Source organism: Pseudorhodoferax sp. Leaf274, assembly GCF_001422445.1.
Classification (GTDB): Bacteria; Pseudomonadota; Gammaproteobacteria; order Burkholderiales; family Burkholderiaceae_C; genus Pseudorhodoferax.
Window position 1 is genome coordinate 222,687 of sequence record NZ_LMNA01000012.1, and the last position, 20,207, is coordinate 242,893.

Here is a 20,207-nt window from a genome sequence, read left to right on the forward strand (position 1 = left end):
ATGGACCCGACGAACACCACTCCTGCACCCGTACTGCTGGGCAAATCCGACAAGAATCTGGTCTGGCTGGACTGCGAGATGACCGGCCTGGATCCGGAAGTGGAGCGCCTGATCGAGATCGCCGTGGTGGTGACAGGCCCGGATTTGCAGCCCCGTGTGGAAGGGCCGGTTCTCGTGATCCACCAGTCCGATGAACAACTCGACAAGATGGACGCCTGGAACAAGGGCACGCACGGCCGCAGCGGCCTGATCGACAAGGTGCGCGCCTCGACCGTCGACGAAGCCCAGGCCGAGGCCGAGTTGTTGGCGTTCCTTGCGCGCTACGTGCCCAAGAACGTGGTTCCGATGTGCGGCAATAGCATCGGGCAGGACCGGCGCTTCCTGGTCAAGTACATGCCCAAGCTGGAGGCGTTCTTCCATTACCGCAACCTGGACGTGAGCACGCTGAAGGAACTGGCCAAGCGTTGGAAGCCTGCGGTCTACAGCAGCTTCAAAAAGGCGCAGAAGCACACGGCGTTGGCAGACGTGCATGAGTCCATCGACGAATTGGCCCACTACCGCACACACTTCCTGCGCATGGATTGACTACGCATGCCATAATCGCGGGCTTCGGCGAAGTCTTGAAAGTTCAAGGCGACACCGTTTTTGTGCATCTCCCCTCACACTCCCGGCTCTGAAGTAGCCGCCAGCGCCCAGCGTCATGCTCGGCGTTGTTTCGTTTGAAGGTGGATGTTTGTTCCACCGATGACGAGCCTTGCACCGCCGAGCAGCGCGGCGCATCGCACGTGTGAGAAATCCATGACCGACTCTTTTGAAGACCGGGCAGCTTTGCCCATGCCCGCCCACGACACCGCTTTCGTCGAGGGCGATTCGTCCCCTTCCGTCGATGCCACGCCGGCGGATGTTTCGGCTTTCGCCGCCTTGGGCCTGGCCGAGCCGCTGCTGCGTGCAGTCGCCGACCTGGGCTTCACCCAGCCCACGGCCGTGCAGCAGCAAGCCGTGCCCATGGCCATGGGCAGCACCGGCGCGTTCAACGATCTGCTGGTCTCCAGCCAGACCGGCAGCGGCAAGACGGCGGCCTTCCTGCTGCCCGTGCTGCACACATTGATCCGCCAGCAGGAGGCCGACGAGGCGGCGGAGCGTGCAGAACGCGAGCGCTTGGCCGCCGACGCCGTTGCGCGCGGCGAAACCGCGCCGAAGAAGCCGCGCCGCAAGGATCCGACCAACCCGCGCCACTTCAAGGCGGCCGAGCCAGGTGCGTTGGTGCTGTGCCCCACGCGCGAGCTGGCGCAACAGGTGGCGCACGACGCCATCGAACTGGTCAAGCATTGCCGCGGCCTGCGTATTGCCAACGTGGTGGGCGGCATGCCCTATGCGCTGCAGATCGCCAAGCTGCAGAACGCCAATCTGGTCGTTGCGACGCCGGGCCGTCTGCTGGACCTGCAGCGCTCGATGCAACTCAAGCTCGACAAGGTGCGCTTCCTCGTGGTCGACGAGGCCGACCGCATGCTCGACCTGGGCTTTGCAGATGATCTGGCCGCGATCAATGACCTGACCGCCCAGCGCCAGCAGACGATGATGTTCAGCGCCACTTTTGCGCCGCGCATCCAGCAACTGGCGATGCGCGTGATGCGCGAACCCAAGCGCGTGCAGATCGATTCGCCGCAGGAAAAGCACCAGAACATCCGTCAAGTGTTGTTCTGGGCCGACAACGCGCAGCACAAGCGCGCGCTGCTGGACCACTGGCTGCGCGATGCCAGCATCGAGCAGGCCATTGTTTTTGCCAGCACCCAGATTGAGTGCGACGGTTTGGCCAACGACCTGCAACAGGCAGGCTTCTCGGCTGTGGCATTGCACGGTGCCCTGAGCCAGGGACTGCGCAACCGGCGTCTCATGGCGCTGCGCCAGGGACAAGTGCAGATCCTGGTGGCCACCGACGTCGCGGCCCGCGGCATCGATGTGCCGGCCATCACGCACGTGTTCAATTTCGGCCTGCCGATGAAGGCCGAGGACTACACCCACCGGATCGGCCGCACCGGCCGCGCCGGCCGTGACGGCTTGGCCGTGACCTTCGCCGAGTTCCGTGATCGCCGCCGTATCCAGGACATCGAGCACTTCACGCGACAGCCGTTCAAGGCCGAGGTGATTCCCGGCATGGAGCCGCGTGAGCGCCCGCCCGAGCCCCGCAAGCCCGCTTTCGGCCGCGGCGGCCCCCGCAGCGGTGCCGAGCCTCGTGGCCGTGGCTTTGGCGCACCGCGTGGCGGTCAGCATGAGCGCGATCGTGGTGGCTTCGGCGCCTGGCAGGGCGGCGATCGCGGCGGATTCGGCAGCCAGGCGCGGCCCTCTCCTGCGCCTGGTGGCCGTGCGCAGCCTGCAGGACGTGGCGACGGCGCTCGTACAGCCGGCGCGCGCCCAGCTGGCGGCGGCAAGGTGTTCGTGCCTTTCGATGCCAAGAGGCGCCCGCACAAAGCTTCGCGCTAGTTGTTGCGAAGGAGGTCGGCCGCGCTTGATGTCATGGCCGCCTCCTACAATCGTTCGGAGGTTTGTGGGTTTTTGCGCAGATTCCGCCCAAATAGGGCGCGATCATGGCGCCCGCGGCTGGATCTGAGCCGCCTTGCATCTGTTGGCACGTACAGTTGCGGTTGGCGGGCTCTGTCTTTCACCGGAAACGGCATCGGATGATTCGACTTCGACGTAGCGACATCAAAGGGGCGCGTTCCCTGGTTACATCAGACGCTTGGGCAGAGGGCTGCGGCGCATGATCAAGTTGTTCAATCACTACCTGCACCGGCGCACGGTGTTGCAGGTGGTTCTCGATTTCCTGTTGATCCTAGCGGCGGTGTTCGCAGAACTGGTCTGGCGCCGTGCCGAATGGCCGACGATGGTGCCGGTGCTGGGATACACAGCCCTGCTGGCCACCGGCATGCTGGTCATCAACGGCAGCATGGGTTTCTACCAGCGTGTGCACGGCCGTTCCTTGAACCAGTCGCGCGCGCGGGCGGCGCTGGCGCTGCTGCTGGCTGTGCCCGTGACGTACGCGGTCTTCGGGGCGGTCCCGTTGGGCATCGAGGGGCGGCAGTCGCTGGCCTTGGCAGCGATGGTCGGCTTGTTGGTGGTGCTGGCGCACCGCGTCGATGCGGCGCATTCCGGTGCGCAGTCTGCGCTACGTCACCGCGTCCTGGTGTTCGGCACCGGTCCCCGGGCGGCTTTGGTGGGCCGCGCGCTCAAGAAGGACGACCCGCACGTGGACGTGGTGGGTTACTACGCCAGTCCGAACGAGTCCGAGGCCGAAGTGTCGGCCTGGGGCATCCTCTCCAAGAACAAGTCGTTGACCGATACGGCCCTGGAGCTGGAAGTCGACGAAATCGTCGTGGCGCTGGTCGAGCGCCGCGGCGGCAGCATGCCCTTGCGCGAACTGCTGGACTGCAAGCTGCATGGTGTGCGGGTGGTCGACATGGCGACGCACTTCGAGAAGACCAAGGGTCAGATCCGTCTCGATTCGGTGTCGGCGGGCTGGCTGGTTTTCGGCGACGGATTCAGCCAAGGCGGGCTGCGCACGATCGTCAAGCGCATATTCGACATCGCCTGTGCGCTGGTGTTGATTGCGGCCACCGCGCCGATGATGCTGATCACGGCGCTCGTCATCAAGCTGGAGAGCCGTGGCCCCGTGTTCTACCGCCAGGAGCGCGTGGGTTTCAATGGCCGATTGTTCAACGTCGTCAAGTTCCGCAGCATGCGTACCGACGCCGAGAAGGACGGGCCGCAGTTCGCCGCTGCGAAGGACAACCGAGTGACCCGGGTCGGGGGCTTCATCCGCAAGGTGCGCATCGATGAATTGCCGCAACTGTTCTCCGTGTTGAATGGCGACATGAGTCTGGTGGGGCCCCGTCCAGAGCGGCCATTCTTCGTGGACCAGCTGACCCGCGAGATTCCTTACTACGCGGTGCGCCAGAGCGTCAAGCCGGGCGTGACCGGCTGGGCGCAGGTGCGTTACCACTACGGCGCTTCGGTAGAAGACTCGGCGGAAAAGCTGCAGTACGACCTGTACTATGTCAAGAACCACTCGCTCTTCCTGGATCTCGTGATTCTGTTCGAGACCATCGGGGTGGTATTGATGGCCAAGGGCGCGCGCTGAGCATGCCGGCGCCGTGCGTGGCGCAGGGCTGCACGCGCTCTGAGTAGAAAGTCGCGTGGACAGTCCCAACATCCTGCTGAGCATCTGGGGGTATGCCTTTACCGGGCTGACCTTCGCCGCGTTCGCCGTGGCGCTGGTGCGTCAGCACACGCTCTGGGCCACACACAAAGTCTCGCCAGGCCTGCTCTTGGGTGCTGTCGTGGCGTCGGCGATTTGGGCCTTTGTGGTGCTTGCCACATTGCTGGGGGCACCGCCCTGGCTGTTCGAATTCAGCTTGCTGGCAGATTGCCTGCGCTACGCCTGCTGGATTGGATTCCTGCTGTTGCTGTGGAGGCCTGAGCGCCGGGGATCTTTGGCGCGTCGCTTCGGTTGGGCGGGTGTGGTCGCTGCACTGCTGGTCGGGGGCACCTTGGCGGTGCGCTTGAACAGCTTGCTCCAGGGCGGTGATGCGCTCGCTGTGTCGGGCCAGTGGCAACTGCTGGGCGCCATGGCGCTGCCCGTCTTCGCGCTGTTCTTGCTGGAACAGGTCTACCGCAGCGTGGCCGACGACGTGCGCTGGAGTCTCAAGCCGCTGTGCCTGGGTCTGGCCGGCATCTTCCTTTTCGATCTGTACGTGTTCTCGCAGGCGGTGCTGTTCAGCCGACCTGACCTCGACGCCGTGAGCGTGCGCGGCTTGCTGCATGCGGTGATGGTCCCGCTGATGTGGTTGTCGATGACCGGCCGCAGCGACTGGGTCGGCAAGGTGCGCGTCTCACGCACGGCGATCTTCCATTCGGCCACGCTGGTGCTCGCAGGCGTCTACCTGATCTTCATTTCCGCGGTTGGTTACTACGTGCGCTATTTCGGTGGCGACTGGGGACGGGCGCTGCAACTGGCGTTGGTGTCTGTTGCCTCGGTGGGCATGATGGTGCTGCTGATGTCCGGCACGGTGCGTTCGCGCCTGCGGGTGACGCTGGGCAAGCACTTCTTCCGCTACCGCTACGACTACCGGGAGGAATGGCTGCGCTTCACCCAGACCCTGTCGAACGACCGGTCGCCGCTGGCGATGGGCCAGAGGGTGATTCGGGGCCTGGCCGACATGCTGGAAAGTCCGGCGGGTTGCCTGTGGCTGCGCGGCCCGGGCGAGAGCACGTTGCGGTGTTCGGCGACCTGGAACATGCCGGCGCCCAAGGACAAGGAAGAGGCAGACTCTGCGTTTTGTCGTTTCTTGCTGAACAGTGGTTGGGTGATCAACCTGCAGGAGTACCGCTCGTTTCCCCAGCGCTACGGAGACCTCGCGTTGCCGGCCTGGTTGCAAGAGGTGCTGCAGGCCTGGCTCATCGTGCCCTTGACTGTTGGTGACGAGCTGATCGGCTTCGTCGTGCTGGCTAGCGCGCGCGCCGATGTGGACGTCAACTGGGAGGTCAACGACCTGCTGAAGACGGCTGGCCGGCAGGCCGCCAGCTTCCTGGCGCAGATGCAGGCGACCGAGGCCTTGCTGGAGGTGCGCAAGTTCGACGCCTTCAACAAGATGTCCGCGTTCGTGGTCCACGACCTCAAGAACATCGTGACCCAGCTGTCCCTGATGATGAAGAACGCCAAGCGGCTGCAAGGCAACCCTGAGTTCCAGCAGGACATGCTCATGACTGTCGAGAATTCCTTGGACAAGATGCGGCAGCTGATGCTTCAATTGCGCGAGGGAGCCAAGCCAACCGGAACCGTGCATGGCGTGGGTCTGGCGGTCATTGCCCAGCGCATCGCCCGGGTGGCCGAAGGCCGCGGTCGCGAACTGGAACTCGACCTCGACGACCAGGTCGTCGCGCGCGGCCAGGATGAGCGGCTCGAACGCATCATTGGCCACATGGTGCAGAACGCCTTCGATGCCACCGAGCCTCCAGGCCGTGTCTGGCTGAAGCTGCGGCGCGAAGCCGGCATGGCAGTGGTCGAAGTCGGCGACACCGGGCGCGGCATGTCCGAACAATTCGTCCGGGAACGCCTGTTCAAGCCATTTCAGACCACGAAGCAGGCGGGTATGGGCATCGGTGCCTACGAGAGTTATCAGTACGTGCAGGAACTGGGTGGAAAAATCCAGGTGGACAGCGAACTTGGACGCGGAACAGTGATCATGATGCTGTTGCCGTTGTTCGACGCCCACTCGACATCCGTCCTGCAGCCATTGGAGAACGCATGAGCTCGGAAAAAATGCGCGCGCTGTTGATCGTCGAAGACGATCCGGCGCTGCAAAAGCAGATCAAGTGGTCGCTGGACCGTTTCGAGTCGGTGACCGCGTTGGATCGCGAGTCCGCGCTGGTGCAGTTGCGTCGGCATTGTCCGCCGGTCGTGACGATGGACCTGGGGTTGCCGCCGGACGCGGACTCGGTCACCGAGGGATTCAAGCTGCTGGAGCAGATCCTGGCGGTGGAGCCCGACACCAAGGTCATCGTCCTGACGGGCCAGAACGACCAGGCCAACGCTTTGCGCGCAGTGGCCATGGGCGCCTACGACTTCATGCCCAAGCCGTTCGACCCGGACGTGCTCAACCTGACGGTGGACCGGGCGTTTCGCCTGTTCGAACTGCAGAAGGAGAACCGCCGTCTGCGGTCCATGCAGCAGCCCGATGCGCTTGGCGGCTTGATCACGCGCGACCCGGAGATGCTGCGCCTGTGCCGCACCATCGAAAAGGTGGCCAACAGCACGGCGACCGTCATGCTGCTTGGTGAAAGCGGTACGGGCAAAGAGGTGCTGGCCAAGGGGCTGCACCAGGCGTCGCCACGGCGCAACGGCAAATTCGTGGCCATCAACTGCGCCGCGATTCCGGAGAACTTGCTCGAAAGCGAACTCTTCGGCTATGAGAAGGGCGCCTTCACCGGCGCCGCCAAGACCACGATCGGCAAGATCGAGACCGCCAACGGCGGCACCTTGATGCTCGACGAGATCGGCGACCTGCCGTTCACCCTGCAGGCCAAGCTGCTGCGCTTCCTGCAGGAGCGCACCATCGAGCGCGTGGGCGGTCGGCAAGAGATTGCGGTCGATGTGCGGATCGTCTGCGCCACGCACCAGGACCTCAAGGCCCTCAGCAAGGAGAGCCGCTTCCGTGAGGACTTGTATTACCGGTTGGCCGAGATCGTGGTGAACATTCCGCCCCTGCGCGCGCGGGTGGGCGATCCAGCGCTTCTGGCCCATGCTTTCGTGCGTCGCTTTGCACAAGAGCAGAACCGGGGATCTGTCAGCCTGAGCGAAGACGCCGTTCGCGCGATCGAAGCGCATGGCTGGCCGGGCAATATCCGCGAACTCGAAAATTGCATCAAGCGCGCGGTCATCATGGCCGATGGCAACCAGATCGTGCGCGACGACATCGGGCTGGACGCGCCCGAGCCTGCCGAAGGCCTGGACCCTGCGCTAGACCTGCGGGCCGTGCGTGATGCGGCCGAACGTACCGCCATCATCGCCGCGCTGGGCCGCGTCAACGGCAACATCGTCAAGGCCGCGGAACTGCTCGGCGTCAGCCGGCCCACGCTGTACGACCTCATGCACCGACTGGGCTTGAAATGAGCCCTGCCTTCGTCGAGACCAACTCAGGGAGTTTTTCCATGCCACGCCAGAAGATTACGTTCGCTACCGTCGCAGTCGCTGCTGCCGTCGCCTTGCTGCTCGCCGGCTGCGGCGGCGACAGTCCGGAATCGCTGTTGTCCTCTGCCAAGGACTACATCGCCAAGAACGACTACAAGGCCGCCACCATCCAGATCAAGAATCTGCTGCAGAAGCAGCCCGATTCGGCAGAGGCGAGGCTGTTGCTGGGGCAGTCCCTGCTCGCCACAAACGATCCGGCCGCGGCAGAGATCGAACTGCGCAAAGCCAGTGAACTCAAGCAGCCGGACGACCGGGTGGTTCCCAAGCTTGCACAAGCGCTGCTGCTGCAGGGCAAGAGCAAGAAATTGATCGAGGAGTTTTCGGCGACGCAATTGACGGCTCCCGCGGCGATCGCGGAACTGCAAACCGCGCTGGCAAGTGCCTATGCGGCCGAGCGCGATCAGGCTGCATCCGCGAAGGCGCTGGAAAAGGCTCTGGCCGCTGAACCGCAGAATCCGGGCGCGCTGCTGTTGCAGGCGCGCCAGAAACTGGCAACCCGGGACACGGACGGCGCGTTGGCGTTGCTCGACGGGCTGATTCAGCGGGATGGCAAGAATGGTGATGCGTGGCGGCTCAAGGGTGACATCCTTCAGTACGCGTTGAACCGGCCGGATGACGCGCTGGCGTCGTACCGCAAAGCGATCGAGGCGCAGCCCAACGATGCGCGGGGGTACTTTGGTGCTGTCGGGATCCTGACGCGGCAAGGCAAGCTGGACGATGCCGAGAAGGACATGGCCACGCTCAGGAAGGTCATGGGGAAGCATCCGGAAACCATCTACCTGGACACCCAACTCGCTTACGCCAAGAAGGATTTCCCGAAGGCCCGGCAACTCGCGCAGGATCTGCTGCGTGCCGCTCCCACCAATGCGCGCGCGCTGGAGATTGCCGGGGGCATCGAACTGCAACGCAATGCGCTGGTGACCGCCGAAGAGTATCTGGCAAAGGCGGTCCAGGGTGACGGCAGCCTGTCGATGGCTCGCCGCTGGTTGGCGATGACGTATCTGCGCGCTGGCCAGGCCGCCAAGGCGCAAGCCACGTTGGCACCGGTCATCAACGATGCCACTGCCGATCCCACGCTGCTCTCTCTGGCCGGCGAAGTGAGTTTGATGGGAGGCGATGCCAAGAAGGCGGAAGAGTACTTTGCGCGTGCCAGCAAGCTCGATCCCACCGATGGTCGCAAGCGTACCGCGCTGGCCATGTCGCAGATGGCGAGCGGCAAGCTGGAAGCTGGCCTGGAACAACTCCAGGACATTGCTGCAAGCGACACAGGAACCTCCGCCGACATGGCGCTCATCAGCACGCAGATGCGGCGGCGCGAATTCGACAAGGCGCTCAAGGCCATCGATGGCCTGGAAAAGAAAGCGCAAAACTCGCCCGCGATCGGGCAGTTGCGTGGCAGCGCGTTGCTGGCCAAGAACGATCTCGGCGGTGCACGCAAGAGCTTCGAGTCGTCCCTGGCGCATGACCCGAATTTCTTCCCCTCCATCGCGGCGCTGGCCACGCTGGACATGGCTGAGCGAAAGCCCGAGCAGGCGCGCAAGCGCTTCGAGGACTTGCTCGCGCGTGAGCCGAAGAATGCGCGAGCCATGGTCGCCCTGGCGGAAATGCAGGCCCGCGAGCCTGGCGATCACAAGAAGCGCATCGTCGATCTGCTGACGCAGGCCATCGACGCAGATGCGACGGAAGCGGGTCCGCGGGTGATGCTGGTGGACTACCTCCTGCGGGAGCAGGACGTCAAGCAAGCCGTGTCCGTGGCCCAGGCGGGGCTGGCAGCGCTGCCAGACAATCCAGCCTTGCTGGATGCGGTTGGCAGGGCGCAGATCGCGGCCGGCGACATGAACCAGGGCACCACCATGCTGGCGCGTGTGGCGGCGCTGCAGCCGCAGTCTGCTGCGCCTTTGGTGCGGCTGGCGGATGCACAGATGCTGGACAAGAACACGGCTGCGGCCGATCAGTCGTTGCGCCGCGCGCTTGAGTTGCAGCCCAATCTGGTCGATGCCCAGCGCCGGCTGATCGCAGTGCGCCTCGAACAGGGACGTGCTGCAGATGCCATCGCGATCGCACGCACGGTCCAGAAACAGCGTCCGACAGAATCCGTCGGCTTCGTGCTGGAGGGCGATGCGCGCATGGCCAACAAGGACGCCGCCGGGGCGTTGGTCGCCTACCAATCCGGTCTCAAGGCTGCCCCGTCGTCTGAAGCAATGGTGCGCCTGCTGACGACATTGCGCTCCACCGGCAAGGGCGCCGAGGCGGAGCGCCAGGCCGACGCCTGGCGCAAGGCCCAGCCCACGGATATCGTGGTGCCGATGTTCCAGGCGGAAATGGCCATGGGCGAGAAGCGCATGGCCGACGCCGAGAAGATCTACCTCGAGGTGGTCAAGAAGCAGCCGAACAATGCCGTTGCCTACAACAACTTGGCCTGGGTTTCGTCCGAACTCAAGCGCGACAACGCGCTGTCCTATGCCGAGAAGGCGAACGAGCTCGTGCCCAACGAAGCCGCTTTCATCGACACCTGGGCCGCCTTGCTGGCCGACAAGCAGGACTATAAGAAGGCCATCGAACTGCAGACCAAGGCGCTTGGTTTGCAGGGGAACAACCCCTTGTTCAAGTTGAACATGGCCCGGATCTATGCCAAGGCCGGCCAGAAGACCGAGGCGCGGCAACTGCTGGACGATCTGGCCAAGCAGGGCGACAAGTTCGCTGGCCAGGCGGAAGTCGAGAAACTGCGCGCGACCCTCTGATGGCTGCCACGCGCCGTCGATGGATCGCGCTTTGCGGGGTTGGCTGGCTGCTGTGCGTCCAGTCCGCGCAGGCGCAGTTCGTCGAACTCATCGAAAAGACCAAACCTTCGATCCTGATCGTCGGCACGTACAAGGCCACGAGCAGCCCGCGCTTCAACCTGCGCGGAACCGGCTTCGTGGCGGGCGACGGCAACCTGGCCATCACCAATGCGCACGTGCTGCCCAAGCCGGATGAGCCCTCGGACGGCTCCGATCTCGTGGTGCAGGTGCGGATGGGCCGCGAACTGCAGATGCGCACGGTCACCGTGCTGGAGATCGATCGGTTGCGCGACCTGGCCTTGCTGCGCTTCTCGGGCGACCCGGCACCGGTGCTGGCGCTGGGCGATTCCGATGCGGTGAAGGAAGGCCAGACCATCGCCTACACCGGCTTTCCGATCGGTGGGGCGCTTGGCTTTTCGCCGGTGACGCACCGGGGCATGGTGTCGTCGATCACGCCCATCGTGCTGCCGGCCGCCAACGGCCAGGCGCTCTCGGCGCGCGCCATCCGCAACGCGCGCGATGGCAGCTTCGACATTTTCCAGCTGGATGGAACGGCCTATCCGGGCAACAGCGGCGGCCCGGTGTTCGACGTCGCCACCGGCCAGGTGATCGCGGTGATCAACATGGTCTACGTCCGCGGAACGCGCGAAACCGCGTTGTCCCAGCCGTCGGGCATCACCTACGCGATCCCCGCCAACTTCATCGTGCCGCTGCTGCAACGGCACCAGGGCCAGCCGCGCTGACCGACCCTGGGTGCACGCCGCGTGTCAGGCGGCTGCGGTGGGGTTGCGCAGCCGGATGTGGAGTTCGCGCAGCTGCTTCTCGTCCACGGGCGCCGGTGCCTGCGTCAGCAGGTCCTGGGCGCGCTGCGTCTTGGGGAAGGCGATCACGTCGCGGATCGATTCGGCACCCGTCATCAGCGTGACGATGCGGTCCAGGCCGAAGGCCAGGCCGCCATGCGGTGGGGCGCCGTACTGCAGCGCGTCCAGCAGGAAGCCGAACTTCTGCTGGGCTTCCTCCGCGCTGATCTTGAGCGCGTCGAACACCTTCTGCTGCACGTCGGCGCGGTGGATACGGACCGAGCCGCCACCCATCTCCCAGCCGTTGAGCACCATGTCGTAGCCCTTGGAAATGCACTTCTCGGGCGCGGTGACCATCCAGTCCTCGTGACCGTCCTTGGGCGCGGTGAACGGGTGGTGCACGGCGGTATAGCGTTGCGATTCCTCGTCGAACTCGAACATCGGAAAGTCCACCACCCACAGCGGTGCCCAGCGGTTCTCGAACAGGCCATTCTTCTTGCCGAATTCGCTGTGGCCGATCTTGATGCGCAGGGCGCCGATCGCGTCGTTGACGATCTTCTCCTTGTCGGCGCCGAAGAACAGCAGGTCACCGTCCTGCGCGCCGGTGCGGGCCAGCACTTCCTGCAGGGCCTTGTCGTGGAGGTTCTTCACGATGGGCGATTGCAGGCCGTCGCGGCCCTTGGCCAGCTCGTTGACCTTGATGTAAGCCAGCCCCTTGGCACCGTAGATCTTGACGAACTCTGTGTAGGCGTCGATCTCGCCTCGCGACAGGCCCGTGCCTTCCTTCGCCGCACCGGGAACGCGCAACGCAACCACGCGGCCGCCCTTGCCGTTGGCGGCAGCCGAGAACACCTTGAAGTCCACATCACCCATGATGTCCGTGAGTTCGGTGAACTCCAGCTTCACGCGCAGGTCGGGCTTGTCCGAGCCGAAGCGGTGGGCTGCCTCCTGGTAGGTCATGACCGGGAACTCGCCCAGGTCCACGCCCAGGGTGTTCTTGAAGACCGTCTCGATCATTCCCTGGAACAGCGCGCGGATCTCTTCTTCGCCCAGGAACGAGGTCTCGATGTCGATCTGGGTGAACTCGGGCTGGCGGTCGGCGCGCAGGTCCTCATCGCGGAAGCACTTGGTGATCTGGTAGTAGCGGTCGTAGCCGGCCACCATCAGCAGCTGCTTGAACAACTGGGGCGACTGCGGCAGCGCGAAGAAGTGGCCGTCGTGCACGCGGCTGGGCACCAGGTAGTCGCGTGCGCCTTCGGGCGTGGACTTGCCCAGCATCGGCGTCTCGATGTCGATGAAGCCGTTGGCGTCCAGGAACTTGCGCACCTCCATGGCCACGCGGTAGCGCAGCATGAGGTTCTTCTGCATGTAGGGGCGGCGCAGGTCCAGCACGCGGTGCGTCAGGCGCGTGGTTTCGCTGAGGTTCTCGTCGTCGATCTGGAACGGCGGCGTGACGGACGGATTGAGCACCGTCAGCTCCTGGCACAACACTTCGATCTTGCCGCTCTGGATCGTGTCGTTGGTCGTGCCGGCCGGGCGCGCACGCACCAGGCCCTTGACCTGGACACAGAACTCGTTGCGCAGGCCTTCGGCGGTGGCGAACATCTCCGGACGGTCGGGGTCACAGACCACCTGCACGTAGCCTTCGCGGTCGCGCAGGTCCACGAAGATCACGCCGCCGTGGTCGCGCCGACGGTTGACCCAGCCGCACAAGGTCACGGTCTGGCCCATCAGCGCTTCGCTGACGAGGCCGCAGTAGGTGGTACGCATTTGAGATTCCATATCCAGCTCGGAGGTCTTGGCGCCTGTGCCGGCGCCGTTGGAGGAGAAAGCGCCGGCCCCGCAGGCTCAGCGCAATGTCGGGTTCGGGTCGGGCGGCATCACCGGCGCCACCACACCCATCGAAACGATGTACTTGAGCGCCTCATCGACGCTCATGCGCAGTTCGACGCAATCGCTGGCCTTCACCAGCACGAAATAGCCGCCGGTCGGGTTCGGCGTGGTCGGCACGTAGACGCTCAGGTAGTCCTGCGGCGGCAGATGGTTGGCCGTGTCGCCGCGCGGCGTGCCGGTCACGAAGGCAATGGTCCACATGCCGGCATGCGGCCATTGCACCAGCACCGCGGTGCGGAAGGCGTTGCCGTTTTCCGAGAACACCGTGTCCGACACCTGCTTCACGCCGGAATAGATCGAACGCACGATGGGAATGCGGTGCAGCAGGTGGTTCCACCAGTCGACCAGCTTGCGCCCGAGGAAGTTGCTGGCCACGGCGCCGACCGACAGCAGGATGGCCAGCGCCAGCAAGACGCCGAAGCCGGGCACGTGGAAGCCGAGCAGGCGGTCCGGATGCCATGCGGAGGGCAGGATCAGCAGTGTCTGGTCGAGCGCGCTGATGACCCACTCGAGCACCCAGGCGGTGATCACCGCAGGCACCACGACGAGCAGGCCCGTGGCCAGCCATTTGCGCAAGGCGTTCATCGGCGGGCGCTCAGGTGCTGCCGGACGACGGGGTGGACGGCGTAGGGCTGGCGGCGGGCGCGACGGCCGCAGTGGCAGCCGCCGGTGCGGGTGCCGGCGCAGGGCTGGCCGCTGCATCGCCGGCCGGCGCGGGTGCGCTCTCGCCGGGCTTCGCCGCGGGCGCGCCGCCAGCGGCGTTGCCGTTGTTGCGGAAATCCGTCACGTACCAGCCCGAGCCCTTGAGCTGAAAGCCGGCGGCAGTCAACTGCTTGCGAAATGCCTCGGCCCCGCATTGCGGGCACACGGTCAGCGGCGCGTCGGAGATCTTTTGCAGAACATCCTTGGCATGGCCGCAGGACTCGCATCGGTAGGCATAGATTGGCATGGCGTGGCGGGCGCAGGTGGGCTCAAAAAAACCCTCGATTATAGGCCGCGGCCCGCCCGCGAAGCGCTTCAGGTGCTGCGCACGAGCGGGCGGTGGCTGGCGTGCCGATCGGCGATCCACTGCGGCGCCAGCGAACCGGCCAGCATGCCCGCCACCGAGGCCAGCACGCCGGCCAGTTGCGCCGGGAATACTTCGCCCCAGGGCGAGTACATGACGGCCAGCCAGGTGCCGATGCCGGCGATGACGGCCAGGATGGCCCCCTGGGTGCTCGCGCGCTTCCAGTACAGGCCGAACACCAGTGGCACGAAGGCGCCGACCAGTGGCACCTGGTAGGCACCCGACACGAGCTCGTAGATCGACGTGCCCTGCATGGCGATGGAGTACGCCAGCACACAGGCGCTGAACACCAGCACCGTGATGCGCATGGTCAGCAGTTCCTGCCTGTCGCTGGTGCGCGGCACGAACTGGCGCCAGATGTTCTCGGTGAAGGTGACCGAAGGCGCCAGCAGCGTGGCCGATGCGGTCGACTTGATGGCCGACAGCAGCGCACCGAAGAACAGCACCTGCATCACGAACGGCATCTTCTCCATGACCAGCGTGGGCAGGATCTTCTGCGGATCGTCGGCCAGCAGCGCCTGGGTCTGCTCGGGCATGATGATCAGCGCGCTGGCCACCAGGAACATCGGCACGAAAGCGAACAGGATGTACATGGTGCCGCCGATCACGGGGCCCTTGGTGGCGGCCGAGACGCTGTTGGCCGACATCACGCGCTGGAACACGTCCTGCTGCGGGATCGAGCCCAGCATCATCGTCATGGCGGCGGCGAAGAAGAACAGCATGTCGTGCAGGCTGGGCTCGGGCCAGAACTTGAACAGGTCGCGGCTGACCGCCAGGTCGATCACCTTGTCGGCACCGCCGGCCATCTGTCCGGCGAACACCGCCAGCACGGCCAGGCCGGCCACCAGGATGATCATCTGGATGAAGTCCGTCACGGCGACCGACCACATGCCGCCGAACAGCGTGTAGGCCAGGATGGACACCACGCCGATCACCATGCCGGTCGCGATGCCGATGGCGCCGCCCGACAGCAGGTGGAAGACCAGGCCCAGCGCAGTGACCTGGGCCGAGACCCAGCCCAGGTAGCTCAGCATGATGATCAGCGAGCACCCCACCTCGACCACGCGGCCATAGCGTTCGCGGTAGTAATCGCTGATGGTCAGCAAGTCCATCTTGTAGAGCTTGGCGGCGAAGAACAGGCCCACCAGGATCAGGCAGAAGCCGGCGCCGAAGGGGTCCTCGACCACGCCGCCCAGCCCGCCCTGGACGAACTTTGCGGGGATGCCCATCACGGTTTCCGAGCCGAACCAGGTCGCGAACGTGGTCGTCACGATCATGATGAGCGGCAGGTTCTTGCCCGCGACCGCGAAGTCCGCGGTGGTCTTCACCCTGCGCGCGGCCCACAGGCCCACGGCAATGGTGGCGAGGAGGTAGACGAACACCAGTGTCAGCAACACGATCCCAGTTCTCCGGTCAAGAGTGGTTGTTCAGAACAGCTGCACGCGCACCCACAGCTGCATGGCCAGCAAGCCCAAAGCAAAACCGATGCCGCCATAGATGATGCCCTGCAGCAACCGGTTGGTCCGGCGCTGCTCGGCCACCAGCTGCAGCAGCTGCCGGTCGTGCTGCCCGGACGTGCCCCCGCGGCGCAGGTAGTCGACCAGCAGGCGCGGCAGCTCGGGCAGAAGCTTGGCATAGCGCGGTGCCTCGTCGCGCAGCTGGCGCAGCAGGGCCTGCGGGCCGATCTGCTGCATCATCCATTTCTCCAGGAAGGGCTTGGCCGTGGCCCACAGGTCGAGGTCGGGGTCGAGCTCGCGGCCCAGGCCCTCGATGTTCAGCAGCGTCTTTTGCAGCAGCACCAGCTGGGGCTGGATCTCCACGTGGAAGCGGCGCGAGGTCTGGAACAGCCGCATCAGCACCATGCCCAGCGAAATCTCCTTGAGCGGGCGGTCGAAGTAGGGCTCGCAGACCGCGCGGATGGCCGCCTCCAGCTCGTCCACCCGCGTGTTCGCCGGCACCCAGCCCGACTCGATGTGCAGCTCGGCCACACGCTTGTAGTCGCGGCGGAAGAAGGCCGTGAAGTTCTGCGCCAGGTATTCCTTGTCGAACTCGGTCAGCGTGCCGACGATGCCGAAGTCCAGGGAGATGTAGCGTCCGAACGTGGCGGGATCCAGGCTCACCTGGATGTTGCCGGGGTGCATGTCGGCGTGGAAGAAGCCATCGCGGAACACCTGCGTGAAGAAGATCGTCACGCCATCGCGCGCCAGCCGGTGCATGTCGACACCGGCCTCGCGCAGCCGTGCGGTCTGGCCGATGGGCACGCCCTTCATGCGCTCCATGACGATCACATCGGGCGCGCAGTAGTCCCAGAACATCTCGGGGATGAGCACCAGGTCCAGGTCGGCCATGTTGCGGCGCAACTGGGCCGCGCTGGAGGCTTCGCGCAGCAGGTCGAGCTCGTCGTGCAGGTACTTGTCGAACTCGCCCACCACCTCCAGCGGCTTGAGCCGCTTGGCCTCGTTGGACGCACGCTGCACCCAGCCGGCCAGCATGCGCATCAGCGCCAGGTCGTTCTCGATGGTGGCCAGCATGCCGGGGCGCAGCACCTTCACGGCCACCTCGCGCTGCTCGCCCTTGCGCGTGCGCAGCACGGCGAAATGCACCTGCGCGATGGAGGCACTGGCGATCGGCGTGCGGTCGAACTGCACGAAGATCTCGTCGAGCGGTTTGCGGAACGCGCGCTCGACCGTGGCGACCGCGATGTCGGACGGGAAGGGCGGCACGCGATCCTGAAGCCGCGCCAGTTCGTCGGCGATGTCGGGCGGCAGCAGGTCGCGCCGCGTCGACAGCACCTGGCCGAACTTCACGAACAGCGGCCCCAGGCGCTCCATCGCCTCGCGCAGGCGCTGGCCGCGCGGTGCGCTGAGGTCGCGGCCCACCGACAGCACGCGCGTGAGCCCGCGCAGCCAGGGCTGGCGAAAGCTGGAGAGCACCAGCTCGTCCAGTCCATAGCGCAGCGCGATCCAGGAAATGTAGGCGCCGCGGGCGAATTGCCTCACGGCGCGGCTTTCATGCCGGCGGCCATGTCGACCGTCATAGCGGGCGCTTGCCGCGCGCGCCGCTGGCGAGCGCCACGAACTTCTTCAGCGCCGCGGAAGCAGCCCGGCCAACCTGGCCGAGCGCATGGGCCGGCGCATCGCCGACCAGGCGCGACAGGTCTTCCTCGATGTCCCAGCGCACGTGCTCGATGAGCCAGTTCACATCGGCCGCCAGCTGCACATCACCTTCGATGCGGATGCCGGGCTTGTCGCCGCGCAGCAGCGTCTGCGCCAGCGCGGCCGCGGACTCCTCGGTCACGGTCAGCGTCAGGTCGGCCGGCGTCAGCGCGTCGGCCAGGTCCAGCAGCCCGGCGGGCGTGGCCAACAGGTGCAGGGTGAACTGGCGCCACTGAAAGCGCACGGCGCGGCCCTGGTGGCGCAGCAGCCTTTCCATGGCTTGCGGCTCCTGCATCAGCACATGGTTCAGCAGCAGCACCAGACGCCGGTGGAATTCATCCACGGCCCAGGCGGGCGGCTGCAGCGAACTGCCAACGCGGTCTAGCAGACCGCCCAGAAAAGAAAAAGGGGACGATGTGGCCATGTCCCCGATTATTTCCGCGTTTGCGCCGCATACCGCGGCGCGGGCGCTTTATTGCAGTGCCTGGACACCAGCCACCAGCCAGCCGACGTGGCCCGCCTTGGGCTTGGTCATGTTCCAGACTTCGCGGAACGGGCTCGGGCCGGCCGAGGGCTCCTCGCGGATCATGCCGGAGAACTCCACGCTGGCCATGTAGTCGTCGCCCAGGTCCTCGATGCCCAGCAGCTTGGCGTCCAGCATGACCACGTCGGTCTTGTTCGACAGGCCGCCGGTGTGGGCCTCGCGTTCCTTGAGCTGGGCCTGGATCTCGCCCAGCATGGTGTCGGTCATCATGGCGCGCAGCGAGGAGATGTCGGCGCGGTCCCAGGCCGATTGCAGCGTCACGAAGTTGCGCTTGGCGGCGACCAGGAAGCCGTCGGTGTCGAAGTCGGCCGGGATGCCCCAGGTTTGCGAACCCGACAGGCCCGAGCCGATCACCACGCCGGTGGTGCCGACGCCCGCGGTGCCTGCGTCGAACGCGGTGGCGTTGCGCTCCCAGGGGCGGGCCGAGGCGTCGTTGCCGACGTTCTCGGGCCGGTAGCTGCGCGGCACCTCGGGTGCCTGCGGCGAGGCCGGGCCCGCGCCCTGGAAGGCGAACGGACTGCGGTTGGCCTGCTGTGGCTGCGCGCCGCGGCGCGCACGCATCACCGCACCGATGACCACCATGGCCATCAGCACCAGCAAGGCGATCAGCATGAACTGGCCGAAGGCTTCGCCCAGGCCCAGCGACGATGCCAGCCAGGCCAGCCCTAGGCCCGCTGCCAGGCCGCCCAGCATTGCGCCCCAGGGGCGCTTGGGTTGTGCGGCAGCCGCATTGGGCGCTGCGGCCGCCTTGTTCGGCACGGCGTTGTTGGTCGACTGCGCGGGTGCGGCCGGTGCCTGCGGCGCGGCTTCACGCTGCGTCACGTTGTTCGATTGCTTGCCGAAGGACTTGCCCCCGCCCATGCGGCGCTGTGCGTCAGCGTCGGTACCCAGCGTCAACATCAGTGCGCCGGCCAGAATCACGGTCCAGAACTTCATCGAGGTCTCCTCGTCGTCTTCAAATCAAAAAAGGGCGGTTCAGCACTTGATGCCCACGTGCAGCGCCACCATGCCGCCGGTCATGTTGTGATAGTCCACGTGGCCGAATCCCTGTGCCTGCATGAGGCCTTTGAGCGCCTGCTGGTCAGGGTGCATGCGGATCGATTCGGCCAGGTAGCGGTAGCTGGCGTCGTCGCCGGCGACCATCTTGCCGATCCGTGGCAGCACCTTGAAGGAGTACCAGTCGTACGCCTTCTCCAGCGGCTTGGCCACCTTGGAGAACTCCAGCACGAGCAGCTTGCCGCGCGGCTTGAGCACGCGGCACATCTCGGCGATGGCCTTGTCCTTGTGCGTCATGTTGCGCAGGCCGAAGGCCACGCTCACGAGGTCGAAGCTCTCGTCGGCGAAGGGCAGGGCTTCGGCGTCGCAGACCATGCTGGGCACCACCACGCCGTCGTCGAGCAGGCGGTCGCGGCCGGTGCGGAGCATGGCTTCGTTGATGTCGGTGTGCACCACCAGGCCGCTGCGGCCCGCGCTCTTCGCGAAGCTGCGCGTGAGGTCGCCGGTGCCGGCCGCGATGTCCAGCACGTGCTGGCCTTCGCGCACGTTGGCCACCAGCGTGGTGTAGCGCTTCCAGGCCCGGTGCAGCCCGGCGGACATGAGGTCGTTCATGAGGTCGTACTTGGGCGCGACCGAATCGAACACCTCCCGCACGCGGCTGGCCTTCTCCGTCTCGTCGACGGACTGGAAACCGAAATGGGTGGATGACATGTTGCGAATCCTAGGACACAAGGGGTGTGCAGGGACTCACATCCCTGCACCAGATCGGGGATTGTGGTGCGCTTTGCGCCACAGTGGGCGCGGCGCCGTCAGTGGCTGGCGCAGCCGTGCCCGGCCGCAGGCGCCATGGGCGCGTCGCGGTCCACGCCGGCTTCGGCCAGGCGGCGCGTGTAGTCGGCCCACAGCTGCTGCTCTTCCTTGCCCAGGAAGTACAGGTATTCCCAGGTGAAGATACCCGAGTTGTGGCCATCGGAGAAACCGGGTTGCACGGCGTAGTTGCCGACCGGGTCCAGGCCCAGCAGCGTGACCTCGCGCTTGCCGGTCTGCAGCACCTCCTGGCCCGGCCCGTGGCCCTTCACCTCGGCCGAGGGCGAGTACACGCGCATGAGCTCGAACGGGATGCGAAAGCGCGCGCCGTCGGAGAACGCGATCTCCAGCACGCGCGACTGGCCGTGCACGGTGATGTCCTCGGGCGTGGGGGTGGTGGGGGTCAGGCCGGCCATGGCATC

16 protein-coding genes are annotated in these 20,207 nt (G+C 65.7%); 7 read left to right on the forward strand and 9 right to left on the reverse strand.

The features are described 5' to 3' along the window. From orn to ASF44_RS15140, 7 genes are all read left to right on the forward strand, one after another. Complete coding sequence (gene orn, locus ASF44_RS15110; protein WP_056900048.1) at positions 1-585, forward strand: oligoribonuclease; 585 nt, start codon at positions 1-3, stop codon at positions 583-585. Positions 586-798: 213 nt separating this feature from the next. Then, positions 799-2,481, forward strand: coding sequence for a DEAD/DEAH box helicase (locus tag ASF44_RS15115; protein WP_056900049.1), 1,683 nt, complete (start codon positions 799-801; stop codon positions 2,479-2,481). Positions 2,482-2,758: 277 nt separating this feature from the next. Then, on the forward strand, positions 2,759-4,135 hold the full coding sequence (locus ASF44_RS15120) for a TIGR03013 family XrtA/PEP-CTERM system glycosyltransferase (protein ID WP_056900050.1): 1,377 nt from the start codon (positions 2,759-2,761) through the stop codon (positions 4,133-4,135). Positions 4,136-4,190: 55 nt separating this feature from the next. Continuing rightward, positions 4,191-6,305 carry an XrtA/PEP-CTERM system histidine kinase PrsK gene (prsK, locus tag ASF44_RS15125; protein ID WP_056900051.1) on the forward strand — a complete coding sequence of 705 codons (2,115 nt, stop codon included), beginning with the start codon at positions 4,191-4,193 and terminating at the stop codon, positions 6,303-6,305. Further along, positions 6,302-7,666, forward strand: a complete 1,365-nt coding sequence (gene prsR, locus ASF44_RS15130) for a PEP-CTERM-box response regulator transcription factor (protein ID WP_056900052.1) — start codon at positions 6,302-6,304, stop codon at positions 7,664-7,666. Before prsK ends, prsR begins: the two co-directional genes overlap by 4 nt. Positions 7,667-7,704: 38 nt before the next feature. After that, a complete protein-coding gene (gene prsT / locus ASF44_RS15135; protein ID WP_056900302.1) occupies positions 7,705-10,485 on the forward strand; it encodes an XrtA/PEP-CTERM system TPR-repeat protein PrsT in 2,781 nt (926 codons plus the stop codon). Beyond that, complete coding sequence (locus ASF44_RS15140) at positions 10,485-11,267, forward strand: serine protease (RefSeq protein ID WP_056900053.1); 783 nt, start codon at positions 10,485-10,487, stop codon at positions 11,265-11,267. Before prsT ends, ASF44_RS15140 begins: the two co-directional genes overlap by 1 nt. A 24-nt stretch (positions 11,268-11,291) precedes the next feature. Here the strand turns inward: ASF44_RS15140 and aspS are convergent, their stop codons facing one another. From aspS to ASF44_RS15185, 9 genes are all read right to left on the reverse strand, one after another. Beyond that, complete coding sequence (gene aspS / locus ASF44_RS15145) at positions 11,292-13,094, reverse strand: aspartate--tRNA ligase (protein ID WP_056900054.1); 1,803 nt, start codon at positions 13,092-13,094, stop codon at positions 11,292-11,294. Between the two features lie 78 nt (positions 13,095-13,172). Then, entirely contained in the window at positions 13,173-13,802 is a 630-nt protein-coding gene (locus ASF44_RS15150) for a DUF502 domain-containing protein (protein WP_056900055.1), read from the reverse strand. A 10-nt stretch (positions 13,803-13,812) separates the two neighbouring features. Next, positions 13,813-14,166, reverse strand: coding sequence for an FmdB family zinc ribbon protein (locus tag ASF44_RS15155; RefSeq protein WP_056900056.1), 354 nt, complete (start codon positions 14,164-14,166; stop codon positions 13,813-13,815). Positions 14,167-14,234: 68 nt separating this feature from the next. Beyond that, the gene (locus tag ASF44_RS15160; protein ID WP_056900057.1) at positions 14,235-15,680 is read right to left on the reverse strand and encodes a sodium:solute symporter family protein; all 1,446 of its coding nucleotides are present in this window, start codon (positions 15,678-15,680) and stop codon (positions 14,235-14,237) included. Positions 15,681-15,710: 30 nt separating this feature from the next. Beyond that, entirely contained in the window at positions 15,711-17,282 is a 1,572-nt protein-coding gene (ubiB, locus tag ASF44_RS15165; RefSeq protein WP_056900058.1) for a ubiquinone biosynthesis regulatory protein kinase UbiB, read from the reverse strand. Positions 17,283-17,316: 34 nt separating this feature from the next. Beyond that, entirely contained in the window at positions 17,317-17,781 is a 465-nt protein-coding gene (locus ASF44_RS15170; RefSeq protein WP_369820927.1) for an SCP2 sterol-binding domain-containing protein, read from the reverse strand. A 129-nt stretch (positions 17,782-17,910) separates the two neighbouring features. After that, positions 17,911-18,918 (reverse strand): Tim44 domain-containing protein, encoded by a 1,008-nt coding sequence (locus tag ASF44_RS15175; RefSeq protein ID WP_056900060.1) that lies wholly within the window; start codon positions 18,916-18,918, stop codon positions 17,911-17,913. Between the two features lie 39 nt (positions 18,919-18,957). Beyond that, entirely contained in the window at positions 18,958-19,689 is a 732-nt protein-coding gene (gene ubiE / locus ASF44_RS15180; RefSeq protein WP_056900061.1) for a bifunctional demethylmenaquinone methyltransferase/2-methoxy-6-polyprenyl-1,4-benzoquinol methylase UbiE, read from the reverse strand. Positions 19,690-19,787: 98 nt separating this feature from the next. After that, a complete protein-coding gene (locus tag ASF44_RS15185) occupies positions 19,788-20,201 on the reverse strand; it encodes a gamma-butyrobetaine hydroxylase-like domain-containing protein (RefSeq protein WP_056900062.1) in 414 nt (137 codons plus the stop codon). Positions 20,202-20,207: the final 6 nt, after the last annotated feature.

Bases quoted from the DNA above. Each gene is read 5' to 3' on its own strand.
- aspS (WP_056900054.1), bottom strand. From the start codon at position 13,094: ATGCGTACCACCTACTGCGGCCTCGTCAGCGAAGCGCTGATGGGCCAG.
- ASF44_RS15120 (WP_056900050.1), top strand. From the start codon at position 2,759: ATGATCAAGTTGTTCAATCACTACCTGCACCGGCGCACGGTGTTGCAG.
- ASF44_RS15140 (WP_056900053.1), top strand. From the start codon at position 10,485: ATGGCTGCCACGCGCCGTCGATGGATCGCGCTTTGCGGGGTTGGCTGG.
- prsR (WP_056900052.1), top strand. From the start codon at position 6,302: ATGAGCTCGGAAAAAATGCGCGCGCTGTTGATCGTCGAAGACGATCCG.
- ASF44_RS15155 (WP_056900056.1), bottom strand. From the start codon at position 14,166: ATGCCAATCTATGCCTACCGATGCGAGTCCTGCGGCCATGCCAAGGAT.
- prsT (WP_056900302.1), top strand. From the start codon at position 7,705: ATGCCACGCCAGAAGATTACGTTCGCTACCGTCGCAGTCGCTGCTGCC.
- ASF44_RS15150 (WP_056900055.1), bottom strand. From the start codon at position 13,802: ATGAACGCCTTGCGCAAATGGCTGGCCACGGGCCTGCTCGTCGTGGTG.
- ASF44_RS15115 (WP_056900049.1), top strand. From the start codon at position 799: ATGACCGACTCTTTTGAAGACCGGGCAGCTTTGCCCATGCCCGCCCAC.
- ASF44_RS15175 (WP_056900060.1), bottom strand. From the start codon at position 18,918: ATGAAGTTCTGGACCGTGATTCTGGCCGGCGCACTGATGTTGACGCTG.
- ubiE (WP_056900061.1), bottom strand. From the start codon at position 19,689: ATGTCATCCACCCATTTCGGTTTCCAGTCCGTCGACGAGACGGAGAAG.
- orn (WP_056900048.1), top strand. From the start codon at position 1: ATGGACCCGACGAACACCACTCCTGCACCCGTACTGCTGGGCAAATCC.
- ASF44_RS15185 (WP_056900062.1), bottom strand. From the start codon at position 20,201: ATGGCCGGCCTGACCCCCACCACCCCCACGCCCGAGGACATCACCGTG.